The organism is Arthrobacter bambusae, from assembly GCF_022606295.1.
GTDB classification, from domain to species: Bacteria; Actinomycetota; Actinomycetes; order Actinomycetales; family Micrococcaceae; genus Arthrobacter; species Arthrobacter bambusae_A.
Genome location: NZ_JAHHZS010000026.1, coordinates 45,425 through 57,511, shown reverse-complemented (window position 1 = coordinate 57,511; position 12,087 = coordinate 45,425). Strand labels below are relative to the sequence as shown.

At 61.5% G+C, this 12,087-nt stretch carries 14 protein-coding genes; 9 read left to right on the top strand and 5 right to left on the bottom strand.

The window, feature by feature from the left end; all coding sequences use genetic code 11:
* Positions 1-189 precede the first annotated feature (189 nt).
* The 6 genes from KNN17_RS16680 to KNN17_RS16655 all read left to right on the top strand — a co-directional run bounded on the left by KNN17_RS16680 (position 190) and on the right by KNN17_RS16655 (position 5,589).
* Positions 190-930, top strand: coding sequence for a GAF and ANTAR domain-containing protein (locus KNN17_RS16680; RefSeq protein WP_241710079.1), 741 nt, complete (start codon positions 190-192; stop codon positions 928-930).
* Between the two features lie 114 nt (positions 931-1,044).
* Positions 1,045-1,824 (top strand): GAF and ANTAR domain-containing protein, encoded by a 780-nt coding sequence (locus KNN17_RS16675; protein ID WP_241710078.1) that lies wholly within the window; start codon positions 1,045-1,047, stop codon positions 1,822-1,824.
* A gap of 117 nt (positions 1,825-1,941) precedes the next feature.
* Entirely contained in the window at positions 1,942-2,661 is a 720-nt protein-coding gene (locus KNN17_RS16670; RefSeq protein WP_241710077.1) for a GAF and ANTAR domain-containing protein, read from the top strand.
* Between the two features lie 10 nt (positions 2,662-2,671).
* On the top strand, positions 2,672-2,998 hold the full coding sequence (locus tag KNN17_RS16665; RefSeq protein WP_241710076.1) for a hypothetical protein: 327 nt from the start codon (positions 2,672-2,674) through the stop codon (positions 2,996-2,998).
* 857 nt (positions 2,999-3,855) lie between these two features.
* On the top strand, positions 3,856-4,047 hold the full coding sequence (locus KNN17_RS16660; protein WP_241710075.1) for a hypothetical protein: 192 nt from the start codon (positions 3,856-3,858) through the stop codon (positions 4,045-4,047).
* Between the two features lie 1,314 nt (positions 4,048-5,361).
* On the top strand, positions 5,362-5,589 hold the full coding sequence (locus KNN17_RS16655) for a hypothetical protein (protein ID WP_241710074.1): 228 nt from the start codon (positions 5,362-5,364) through the stop codon (positions 5,587-5,589).
* 297 nt (positions 5,590-5,886) lie between these two features.
* Here the strand turns inward: KNN17_RS16655 and KNN17_RS16650 are convergent, their stop codons facing one another.
* Entirely contained in the window at positions 5,887-6,873 is a 987-nt protein-coding gene (locus KNN17_RS16650; protein ID WP_241710073.1) for an NAD-dependent epimerase/dehydratase family protein, read from the bottom strand.
* Positions 6,870-7,823, bottom strand: a complete 954-nt coding sequence (locus KNN17_RS16645; protein WP_241710072.1) for a helix-turn-helix transcriptional regulator — start codon at positions 7,821-7,823, stop codon at positions 6,870-6,872. The genes KNN17_RS16650 and KNN17_RS16645 overlap by 4 nt, the downstream gene beginning before the upstream one ends.
* 194 nt (positions 7,824-8,017) lie before the next feature.
* Between KNN17_RS16645 and KNN17_RS16640 the strand changes: the two genes are divergently transcribed.
* Complete coding sequence (locus tag KNN17_RS16640; RefSeq protein WP_241710071.1) at positions 8,018-9,295, top strand: MFS transporter; 1,278 nt, start codon at positions 8,018-8,020, stop codon at positions 9,293-9,295.
* 12 nt (positions 9,296-9,307) lie between these two features.
* Here KNN17_RS16640 and KNN17_RS16635 read toward each other — a convergent pair whose 3' ends face one another.
* Positions 9,308-9,496: a YegP family protein gene (locus tag KNN17_RS16635; protein WP_241710070.1), complete on the bottom strand. Its 189-nt coding sequence runs from the start codon at positions 9,494-9,496 to the stop codon at positions 9,308-9,310.
* Complete coding sequence (locus KNN17_RS16630) at positions 9,496-9,735, bottom strand: hypothetical protein (RefSeq protein WP_241710069.1); 240 nt, start codon at positions 9,733-9,735, stop codon at positions 9,496-9,498. The genes KNN17_RS16635 and KNN17_RS16630 overlap by 1 nt, the downstream gene beginning before the upstream one ends.
* A gap of 348 nt (positions 9,736-10,083) precedes the next feature.
* Here KNN17_RS16630 and KNN17_RS16625 point away from each other — a divergent pair, with 348 nt between their 5' ends.
* The gene (locus tag KNN17_RS16625; protein ID WP_241710068.1) at positions 10,084-10,311 is read left to right on the top strand and encodes a hypothetical protein; all 228 of its coding nucleotides are present in this window, start codon (positions 10,084-10,086) and stop codon (positions 10,309-10,311) included.
* A gap of 9 nt (positions 10,312-10,320) precedes the next feature.
* On the opposite strand, the gene KNN17_RS16620 is transcribed toward KNN17_RS16625, so the two are convergent.
* Positions 10,321-10,536, bottom strand: a complete 216-nt coding sequence (locus KNN17_RS16620; protein WP_241710067.1) for a hypothetical protein — start codon at positions 10,534-10,536, stop codon at positions 10,321-10,323.
* Positions 10,537-11,582: 1,046 nt separating this feature from the next.
* Between KNN17_RS16620 and KNN17_RS16615 the strand changes: the two genes are divergently transcribed.
* Entirely contained in the window at positions 11,583-12,047 is a 465-nt protein-coding gene (locus KNN17_RS16615) for a hypothetical protein (RefSeq protein ID WP_241710066.1), read from the top strand.
* Positions 12,048-12,087 lie beyond the last annotated feature (40 nt).

Here is a 12,087-nt window from a genome sequence, read left to right as displayed (position 1 = left end):
AGGCCTGGCGAACGAGGGCACCTGGGGCTTCGTGTCCAAAGGTCGCACGAGGGCGTAGTGTCGAATTAGGAGATTTCGGGATGGGTCGTTCGGGTCCGGGGATTGAATATCAGGGCTGTGCAGCGCGAGGGCGGGTACGGCTACAGGTCCGGGTTGGGGTTCTCCGGGCACCCTTGGAATCGAGGCCGCATGGCCAGCAACGACGCAGTACCCACTACGGAACAATTGCAGGACCTCCTGCTTGAAAGTCCGGGCTTCACCGAATTTCTCCTGGGCTTGGCCACCATCTCAGCGTCCTTGTTGGATGGCCGGGAATCTCTCTTGTGCGCCATCACCGTCGAGCGGGACGCCGGCCCCTCAACGGTGGCCAGCAGCACCGCTGCGGCGCAGCGCTTGGACGAGAAGCAATACGCGTTCGACGACGGCCCTTGCCTCACTGCCTTGCGTCACCAACAGCGCGTGCTGATCGACGATCTGCAGGCCGACGACCGCTGGGGGCATTACGCCCTCCAAGTGGCGGGCGAAGGTATTCGGTCGGTCCTGGCGGTACCGATCCAGGCGGACTCTTCGTCCCGCGCGGCTTTGAATTGCTACGCCTATGCGCCAGGTACTTTTACCCAGGCCATAGTCTCCCGCGTGCAGGAGCATGCCGACAATATTTCGAAGACGCTAAGGCTGGCCCTGAGGCTCCATGTCCCCGAGCCTTACCCGGAGCACCTGCGATCTGCACTGCAATCGCGATCAGTGGTGGACGCGGCGCTGTCCTTGATCATGCTCCAGAACCGTTGTGGACGGGACCGCGCCATGGAGCTGCTTCAGCTCGCTGCGCGGAACAGCAGTCGGCGTCTTCATGACATCGCCACCGACATCCTCAACGCATCAGTCCGGCGGGACTGGACTTCCCCCGGTGTACCCCGTGAATCATCGTGAGGGCCGGGCAGGGGACTTCCCGAGTGGGCGTCTGCGCAACGGAGAATCGCCGCCAAGTGGTATCTCGAAGGCGTTGGCAATGCAGGAATTGGACACCAACAAGATGGCAGACTCATGACCAACTCAGAGCCGCGGCCAACCCGCAATGCCTTGGATGGACTGGCCGCTCACCCGAACCAGGACCTTGGCATTACCCTCCAGGAACTTGTCTTGGAAAGCGTCGACCTTGACGATTTTCTTGAAAACTTGGCAACCTTGGCAGCGATTACCCTCTCTTCTTCCTCGAACGCCGTTTCATGCGGTGTCACCGTCATCACCAGGAAAAAGGGCATCACCAGCGCCAGCAGCGATGAAAGAGTGGGCGCCCTCGATGAACTGCAGATTGATTTCGGTGACGGGCCTTGCCTCACGGCCCTTCGGCACAATTCAGTAGTTCTGGTAGTCGATAGCCGCCACGAAAGCCGTTGGAGCGACTACATGGAGGCTGTTTGGCGGAACGGTATTGGATCCATCTTGGCAGTCCCCCTTGACCTGGCCGGTGAGGCAGACGCCGTCGTGAACCTCTACTCGACCACTCCGCACGGGTTTTCCGGACCGGACATCACGGCGGCAGATGAATTCGGCAGGAGGGCAGCAAAGTCCGTGCGCCTGGCTTTGAGGATCTCGCAGTTGCGTAGCACCCGGGACGACCTGACGGCGGCGATACAGTCCCGCTCGACGATCGACACCGCCGTCGGAATTGTCATGGCGCAGAACCGATGCGGTCGCGACGCGGCCTTCAAGGTCCTGACCCGGGCGTCGAACAGTCGAAACGTTAAACTCCGTGAAATAGCCGCGAACGTCATTGCCTCCGTTTCGGGTGAGGCGGATCCGGCACCCTACTTCGACGAATAGCCAAAGGGTGGGGAATGGTGCGGACTAAGCTAGGAACAGCGCACTAACTGCCGTTATGGATTCTCTTTCACAGGAGCGCTTGCGGCTCGATGCACTCGACCTAGATGAATGAGGACTATGGCGCGGAAACTACCGCTGGATGAACTGTCAACCGTTATCGCGCGAATCCAGGGCCTGCTGCTGACGGAAGAGAAGGTGGACCGCGCCGTGCGGTTGCTTGCCCGTGCCATCAAGGACTCCGTGTCCGGGGCAACTGGTGCAGGAGTTTCCATTCTGGATTCGAGGGGCAGGCGGACCAGCAGCGCGTCCACGGACGAAGTTGTCACCCGTGCGGATGCCCTCCAATATGACTTGGGCCAGGGTCCGTGCCTGACAGCCTGGGCCATGGAGGAAACGGTGATTGTCCGGGACGTCGTAACGGACCCGCGCTGGCCGGACTGGACTGACGTCGTGAGGGACATGCCCATCCGTTCCGTGGTCAGCACTCCTTTGATCGCCGAGCAAGAATGCATTGGCGCATTGAAGATCTACTCGGACCGCGCCGACGCTTTCGGCGACGAAGCCGCCCGGGTGCTGGAACTATTCGCCGCGCCGGCTGCCACGCTCCTCGCGAATATCCAGGCCAGCGAAGCACCACACCGCATCAGTGAAGCCTTGGCAGAGTCCCTCCATAGCCGCGACCTCGTCAACCGGGCCTGCGGCATCTTGATGCAGCGCCACTCTTTGACCGTTGACATGGCCCTTGCGGAACTGATGCGCCGGGCCCGGCGGCAGAACAGCACGCTGGGCCAGATCAGTGCCGATATCGTCGCCGGGATTCCGGCAGCCCTGGAATAAGGCCGGCCCCATGGGCTTCGATCCGCACGAACCACAACAGCAGCGCATGTTGGCCGCTGCCCTGAAGTCAGCCCGCGTCAACGTCGGCGAACTCTGGCTCAAGTACTTCAGCCTGGGCGGCGAAGTTGGCGAATACGAGGTGGAAGCCTACCTCCAAGGCCTCCTTTCCCTGCCCGTCCTCCAGCGCGACCTCCTGGCCATGGCCGCCAACGAACTCATCGACAAATTCCCCCAAGGCCACGCGCCCTACTCCGACGAGCTCGGTAGCCCGGATGGCGAGTCCCCCAGGAAGGAACCCGGATCCGGATCGCAGCAGCGGCCGGAGTCTGAGGACTAGGCGCGGCTTGCGTCGCTGGTTGAGGTGCACGACGGCGGCAGGCACCTGTGCGGTGACGTTCCGGTCATGCGTGGTTCAGTCGCGGAGCACGACGCCCGGGGAGCGCAAGGATTCGAGTGCAATACCGTTAGGTATGCTTCATGGTCGGAGCTCTCGCTGACGCTTGCAATAGTACTTTTGGGTATGGCCATCATTTCCATCAGCCATGTTCGCGAGTTGCTTGGCTCACTGTGGATCGGATACCCGGCAATAGTATTTGCATTTAGCTATCTTGGCGCCTCGACAATTCACCGTCACCGGTCGGGAAAAGCCAGTCAAAGCCGCTACCTTTGGGGCTGCCGTTAGCGCAACTCCTGAATCATTAGCTGCTTTCTCGTAATTAGAGATGGTTGAGTGGCTTTTCCCGCCCTCGTACGGCGCGGAATTCGGTGGCGAAGCGCGCACTCTGGCGTTGGAGACCAGCTGTTCGGGAGCCCAGTCACACTGAAGCACGCGGCCCCGGTGACCGGCAGCTACACGGAGGCTTCATTGGGAAGTTGAAAGGGACGACGGCGTGCTCCGCCACACGGTGAGGCCTGCACCGATGAACACGGAGATGGCCGCCTTCGAACACTGAGATTGGCCCTTTTCACACTGATTTTTGGCCAAATGACACTGAGATTCAGCACATCGCACACGGAGAGGCCCTCGCGCGGGCTTATTTTGCTGTTGATGAAATCTCTAACTCTCTCCGCGGCCACAATGCTCCTGATCGTTGCCATCATTTCATTCATCAACAATCAGGCCGCTTGGGTGCTATCTCTGGCGGCGGCGGGGGCGAGTCCTGCGACGCGGTTCGACTACAGGAAGCAAGCAAAGTGACCGCCGAGAACGAGAGTGTGATCCATTGCGAAGCCCATGGTTCGGCAACGACACATTTGTCGCTCGCTCCGGCCCACGTGACAACCTCGAATGCGTCATCACTTATCACCGATGATTATCCCCAGTCCTCGTCGGAAGAGGTGATGCCAAGGCTCGACATCAATTTCCAGTACGACCAATTACTGTAGCTTCTAAAGAAAGACAGTGAACGTGAAAGAAGTAAATTGTTCTATCATTCGAAGAAACCAGAGCAGCACGAGTCGGCGAAGGATTACTTTTGTTGCTTTGGCTATGGGACTTCTGCTTATCGGAATCACTCCGATGGCCGTCGCGGGTCCACTGGGCGATACAGTGGAAGGGTCAGGTAGCTCGAACAATCTCACTTCCACGGACGAAGCCAGAATCCGGGCATCTTTCAATGAATTCGACGTAAGCTCAGCTCAGCAGGAAAAGTTGATCAAGAAGTTACGGGCCGGGCAGCCTCTCGACGCGTTTACAGGTGTCGCACCTGTCCTTATCGAGGATCGGTCAACTCGCACCAAAGCGATGATTATCGAGCGGTTTGCTGATGGTTCGTTCAAGGCACAGAGCGTGGAAAGGCCCGTGGAAGCGGCCTCCGCATCTGTCACGCTTAGCGCCGTAATTACGAACTGCAACTACGCGGGCGGTAGCGGCCATGCCGTTTACAGCGGGTGCAGCATTGCGGCTAACTGGAGCGGAATAATCAACGTTGCGTTTGTTGCCACGTATCAACATGTCAACGGCGGGCCCAGCAGCATCCTCTCCGTCGGAAACTCCACTCAGAATTGCGCGGGCGTGAGTTGCTCGTCCCCAACAGTGTGGATTGGCCGAGGAACTTCCATCGGAACCACACCGGCATGGGCCCAAGCGCAATCCAGGGTCCAGGCAGCATGGGGATCATGGGAAGTATGGGTACAGCTTCAGGTGCGCCCATACACAGCAACAGTGTCACAATCATAGTCATGGCCCTATCCATGGTGCTGAACTCAACTGACCCGGTTAACCCAGAGGTCAACTCGTGGGCTACCCCTGTTTTTGGCATCGTCTATGTGGTGTTGGTTGTCGTCGCGCTTGCAGCGCTTATCGCCTCAAAGGGGATTCCCGCTCCAGTCAAAGTGGCCGTTGGCGTCGCGATCTTCGTATTGCCGTTTGTAGGCTCAGTTGCCTGGATTATCTACTCACAAGTGCGGCACAGAGGGCTCGGAAGGACGTACAAAGGATCGTAGATGCCTTGTTTGAGCGGTAAGTGCAAGTAAGACCTTGGACCTGCCGCTCGTTTTTCCTCAATCTTCAAGCGGGGCGTTCATAGCGTTCAAGGTTGTCATACGCTTTTTGGTCGACTCCGCTGGGTGGAATAACGAGAGGGATTCACCGCTCCAGGCCAGCTGGGTTCTATCGCTGGCGGGGTGGGGGCAGCACCCGCAACTTGGGTTGCCCCCAGGAAAGCAACCGAAGTGATTTCGCGCACGAGGAGCCGTGAAATGATCACTGCAGAACAAGCCCGTCGCGTGATGCTCCACGGTTGGAGCGGCTTGCTGACGCTCGCAATAATCCTGGGCGTGGCCATGATTTTCATTAGCCCCCTTCGCGAGTTGCTTGGACCGCTGTGGACCGGATACCCGGCGATAGCGTTTGGGTACATCTTCCTTGGTGTCCCGGCGATTCACCGTTACCGGTTAAGAAAAGCCGGTGAAGGCCGATCTCTCTAGGGCTATCGGTAGCGCAGAGCCAGAGTCATTGGCTGGCTATTCCCAACCCCATGCTGGCCAGGAGGATCGCGCCGATCTCGGTCGAATTCGTGGCATCGTCCAGGAATAGGGAAAGCCGATCGTGATGGTGAGCATTAAGACGGGTCGGCGAACCGCCGGTCCGATCCCAACGCTTCCCTTCGGCCGGCCAGGGCGGCACCGTCAGGACGCTTTTGGTACTTAGGAGTCGGACGTCGTCGGGGAGGACGGCGGCGTCCCGCGACCGCCAGACACATCCGGCGCTGTCCAACTGAACGGTCAGCTCGCCGGGACGCTTAGCGTATTGGCAACGCGGAGCTGCCCGCGTTCGATCAGCCAAGTGATGGATTCCAGCACAGCTTGTTCGGGCTCGTAGCGGGGAGCGTAGCCCAGGAGGGACGTGGCCTTCTCGATCGTGAAGCAGTGGCTGCGGTAGAGGTGGCCCCAGCTCGACTCTGCGTACTCCGGTGTGGTCGATTCGCGGAAGTGCTCCCACGTGACCGTCTCCAACGTCGCGGACTGGCCGAACCAAGCGGCAGCGATGTCGGCGTATCCGCGGACGGTGAGCGCAGTGGGGGCGACGATGTTGAAGTCCTCGCCGGCAGCCGCGTCGCGGTTCTGGATCGCTTTCTCGAACGCCTGCGCGACGTCGTCCGCGTGGACGTGGTGCATCAATTCGGCGCCGCTTCCGGGGACTTGCAGCGGCTGTCCGGCAGAGAGGGTGTACCAGACGGCGGGGTCGAGGTTTCCGAGCGGGCCGATCGGCTGCCAACCGGGCCCGACGATATGGCCAGGGTGCACGGACGTGGTGACCAGGCCGCCGTCGTCGGTCTCCTCTTTCAGCATCCGCGCGATCCGGTCCTTCTGGATTCCGTACTCCCCGAACGGGGCGGCCGCCGATCCGGAACCCTCGGCGATCGGCAGCTTGAGGCTCTGGCCATACCGCCACACCGAGCCGCAGTGCAGCAGGTGCCCGGCCTCCCCGCGGAGCCGGTTGACGAGCAAGCTCGCCGATTCGAACGTGAAACAGACCAGATCGACGACGACGTCGGCCTGCAGTGCCGCGACCCTGTCACCGAATGTGCCGTCCCGGTCCTCTTGCTGCCGGTCGGCGACGACCTGGCGCACCTGCTCCCACTCCGGCGCGTCGCCATAGCTTTTGTGGGTGCCACGGCTGATGTTGATGACTTCATGGCCGGCGCGCACCAGCCGGGGCACGAGGAAGGATCCGATGTGACCGCTGCCGCCGATGACGATAATCTTCATTGCTCTCCAGTGCTTCGTGATGATTTAGCTGTGAGTGTTTGGTTCTGGGCGGGTGTTTGGTTCCGGTTGGGGTGACCGGACGACGGCGGCGCTAGCCGTTGGGCGGCGACCTGGTCGTTGGTGGCGGCCCAGCTGGCGAGGAGTGCGAACTTCTCCGCAGATTCGCTACCCTCCTCGACGCTATAGATCCCGATCCACAACCCCTTCTCCCCCGGCATCTCAAACACGTCGTAGGTAACGTCAACGACCCCCACCACGGGGTGCCTGAACAGCTTCCGGCCGGTGCGGTGCTCGTGCACGTCCCGCTCAGCCCAGTTCGAACGGAACTCCGGGCTGCGGGTGGAGAGCTCCCCGATCAGGGCGGTCAGCTCGGCGTTCAGCGGATCGCGTCCTGCTTCCATGCGGAGCATTGCTGCTGTCATCTGCCTGGCCAGCGGCCAGTCCACGTAATAGTCCTTCGCCCGGGGGTCCAGGAAGATAAACCTCGCGAGGTTGGGACTGTCGGATTCGAACTGCGGCGAGTACAGCGCCCGCCCCATGAGGTTCGAGGCGACGAGGTCATGTTGGCGGTTCCACACCACGGCCGGAACACTCATGCTGTCCAAAATCCGCTGCACCGATTCGCGCACTACCGGCTTCTTCTGCGCGGTCCTGGCGGCGGTGGGCGCCGTGGCGGTGCGTGCGAGTCCAAAAAGATATTCCCGTTCGAGCTCGTTGAGCTGCAAGGCATTGGCGAGGGCATTCAGTACATGCTCTGACACCCCGCGGAGGTTCCCCCGCTCCAGGCGGGTGTAGTAATCGAGGCTAACCCCTGCAAGCATGGCCACCTCTGAGCGTCGGAGGCCGGGTACGCGGCGCTGCCCGCCGAAGTCCTGCAGATCGGTCTGGGCCGGCGTGATGTTGGCACGGCGGGACATCAGAAACGCCCGCACTTCATCTTTCGAACTCATACCTTCCACGGTAGGGCTTGGACCGGCGACAGTGGGAGGCCCTGCCAGGGCCCCTTTTGAGCCTGGGTGAGGGGTACCAAGGGGGCCTCTCAGTGTGCGCTTCGACTCCGATACCGTGAATTCGCCCCTCCCCCATCCCCGGCACGCCTCGGGCGTTGCCTTCTGTGTTCCCCTAGAAAGTGGTGCCTCAAAGCATGTCATCAACGGATCTCAAAGCGGCCGGGTTGAAAAGCGCCGTGCCTTCACGCGGCGGGCTGCCTCCGGTGGTGTTCGTGCTCACCGCCGGAACATTCCTGATGCAGACAACCGAGTTCTTCATCGCCGGCCTGCTGCCCGAACTCGCCAGCGACCTCCGGGTCAGTGTTCCCCACGCGGGCCTCCTCATCACCATCTTCGCCGTCGGGATGATCATCGGATCGCCGGCGATGATCATCCTGACCCTGCGCCTCCAGCGCCGGCTCACCCTGATGCTCTCGCTCCTGCTGTTCGCGGCCGGCCATGTCCTGGTCGCCGTCAGCCCGAGCTTCGAAGTCATCTTCGCGGCCCGATTTGTCACAGCCTGTGCCACGGGCGCGTTCTGGTCCGTCGCCGTCGTGGTGGCGACCCGAGCGGCAGGACCGGCGGCCGGATCGCGCGCGCTCGGCGTCGTCATGGGTGGAGGAAGCCTGGCGACGGTGGTTGGCGTCCCGCTCGGGGCGTTCGCTGGGCAGACCGCCGGCTGGCGGGCTCCGTTCTGGGCCTTGGCCATCCTCGCGGCGGCTGCCGCGGTATTTATCGTCCGCTTCGTCCCGCACGAAGAGCCCGCCGGGGCGACTCCGTCCCTGCGTTCGGAGTTCGCGGCGCTCCGGTCCGGACGTTTGTGGCTGGCCCTGGCCTCCTGTGCCTTGATCATGGGAGGCGTCCTGGCGACCTACAGCTATATCGCGCCCCTGCTGACGGACCGTGCCGGCGTCCCGGCTGCGATGCTACCGTGGGTGCTGTGCTGCTTCGGCGTAGGTGCGCTCCTCGGCAACTACACGGGAGGCAGGCTCGGCGACCACCGGCCGTACGCCACCACCATCACGGCTGCCGTCGCGGCCACGCTCTTCCTGCTCGCGTTGTGCGTGTTTTCAGAGCAGGCCCTGCCAGTCGTCATACTGATCACCCTGGCAGGCTTTGCGGGGTTCGTGGTGAATCCCGTGGCGTTCGCGCTTGCGGTCAGGTTCGCCGGGAAGGCCCCGACGCTTGCGTCCGCGCTGACCACAGCCTCGTTCAACTTCGGGATTGCGGCCGGCTCATGGGCGGCAGGCCTCGCCCTCAGCTCCGTGGCAGGCGAAACCGGGCCACCGGCAGTCGGAGCGGCGATCGCGTCATTGACCATCGTTTCGCTCGGGGTGCTGGCGGCCAGCCAGCGCCGAGCATCGCGGTCGACCGGGAACCCTGGCGAGGAGCCGACCGAGGAAACCCGCGAGTGCGTTGGCTCGTCGCTGTAAACCTGGAACCGTTCAGAAGGTGGACGTGTGGACCTCAATGAGGCCGCTCGCTGCAATTTCCCGGAGTTTGTAGATCCCACGGACTACGCCGTCCTTGTCGTGGAAGGTGCCAGACACCGCGAGCTCCGTGCCGAACTCGTCAACCAGCCTGACCCTGCAGCTGCCTCCGTTGTCAGTGAACACTTCAAAGTGTCCGGCCATCAGAACAATCCTCCCCGATGGTGTGCGGGAAGACGCTGGGCCAGTCCGCGAATTCCGGAACCGGGGCTGTGGCTGAGTACTGGATGTTTTCCCGGTTCGTTGCGCCGCTCCAGTTCGGCCGTCACGAGAGCCAGCAGCGCCTGGGCAGGTTCGGACAGGTGGTGGGTTGCGGCGGGATTGCCTAGTTCATCGCAGTGCAGAAGCACTCGGCGGATGCGTTCCAATTCGCGCGAGGGCACAAGCGGCCATCTCCGAAACAGTTGTTGGACCGCACTTTGCCTGGAGAGGGAACCACCCGGGCCATGAAGGTGGGTATGTGTGGGTCGGATCGGTACCATGGCTGACTCCTCGGACGACGTCGGGGAAGCCAGCTGCTTGACTAAATCCAGCATATAGAAAGTGAGATGCGTCATGCCAATGAATTCCGCTAGATGACGGATGGGGACTCCCCCTGGAAGGAACCCAGACGGGGACACAGGAACCTCTCGTTCCCCGCAAGAAGCGAGCAGGTTCGTCGGGCGGGTCAGTAAGTCCTGCACGGGGACCTCAGGCGCTCGACGAACCGACACGGGTTGTGGCGGACGACGGTGACCGCGACATCCACCTCCCTATGCTCGGCCGCCAGGCATCCGGCTTCACGGGCATTGGAAGAGGCCGACGACGGAGAGCTCACCTTCACCTACGACCTCCCCGAACGCCTGGCAACAGTCGAGCCCGGGTTCGGCCAGGGCATGAGGCGCGAGCTCGACGCCTGCATTGCCGCCGCCGCGATCGAAAGCCGCGAGCCCGCGCTCGTCGATGAAATGATCGAGTAGCTGCTACTCCTAAGGCGCCCGTCTTCGGAGCACAATGAGCCAAGTAATGGATCCGGCAACCACCAGGATGCTCCCCAGCCAGAGGGCGTCCTGCAGTGGTGGGGTGGCCTCTGTCAGATTGGCAGCGTCAATCTCAAATGTCCGCACTGTCCACATCACGGATACGACGGAAAAGACTACAAGACCAAGCGCACCAATGATGATGGGGGCTGTTCGGTTACTCATTTCGTCCTTACTTCCGTACTACCAATTGCATCGGTACCTGATGAAGTCGACCGGGTTGGTCACAACTCGGCGCCAACCCTCCAGATCCCAAGTATTAGCTTGCTGTAGCAATCACTTCATTCCAGCAATTGGGTGGCACAAGGGCCACCCAGTTCGCCGTAAAAAGGCTATGGCCGGATTCGCCATCTAAGTGGTGAGACAACGAATGCAGCTAGCATCGTCACCGCTCGAATGGCGCGTTTCTATCGCTGCCGGTCGAAAGCTCCGCCCGCACCCAGAAGGTACGCCACAGTCAGCATTTCCGGTCTCACGACCACCGGAAGCAACCAGCTGATACTTGCCTTCATCAGCTGCTCCGACGGTCCCAGCAGCGGAGGGATCGCATCCATACGATCAGTCAGCTGCGCCGGCCCGTCCTGGACGCTCCGCCAGCGCACCAATGCCCAGGCCGGCACAGACAAAATATGGCAGGCAGGCGCACCTGGCCCGCTCACCAACGCCACCATTACGGCAACTCAAAACTCGGGCTCGTGGCCATCAGCCATGACCCTGGTGGCGTTCAAAAATACCGACACAGCCCAAGGCGCCACAACTGGAGCCAGCGCCGCCACGGGAGCGCCGAGCGCCAGCCTCACCACCACCCGCGCTGGCTCATGGGTTTGCGAGTTGGAACTGACTGGAACGCTCCGCTGGCCCGAACCGTCGAGGCGGCCCAGACCCTGGTTGACCAATACTTTCCCCCCGGCCAGCGAAACCTATTGGCTGCAGCGCCAAACCGGCCCAACAACCACCAGCGGCACCGTAGTGACCATCAACGGCACCTCCCCCCACTGATCGCTGGGATCTGGCTCTCATCGAAATGCTGGCCGCCCCATAGACTCTCGAGATTTGCCAATGACGGCTTGAGTATTTCCGTTCGAGAAAGCTCGTCTCGGTGGGCAAACAAGGAGTTGACTGGCGTTCTCGAGGATCTCGCCTAAAATGTCCGACCCCGATCCTAACGTGAGCACAGCAGGCTGCCGAGAGTAAGAGCAGGGGTAATTTCAATGCTTTCGCACTCGCGGCCCTGCATTGTCTCCGAATCGCTTAACCCGAAGGACCGCGCCGCGGCGTCGGACAAGGACGCCCAGATCAGCACGTTGCAATCAGCAGCCGCCGGTGTGAGGAGCCTGCAGCAACAGTTGCCTGACGAGGAGAAGACCTTAGCTGGCAAAGAAGCGGACCTGGCCTCCCGTGAACAGAAACTCAGCGATGCGACGAAGCAGGTTGCGGCAAGCCAGATCAAGAGCGGCCTTCAGGTTGTTGGTGGGGACGTGCAGCCCGGCACCTACATAACATCGGGTCCTGACGGAACCAACTCGGTCGGCTGCTACTACGCCTGGAAAACAGGCACCGGCAGCGACGCCAGCATTAAAGACAACAACATCGTCAAGGGTACGGCCACGGTAACCCTCGCGAATGGCGAGGTATTCGAATCGACGAGTTGCACCGCTTGGACAAAGATCGGATAGAACGGCAGTGGAGTGCGGGTCCGTTCTTCGGGTTCCCCAG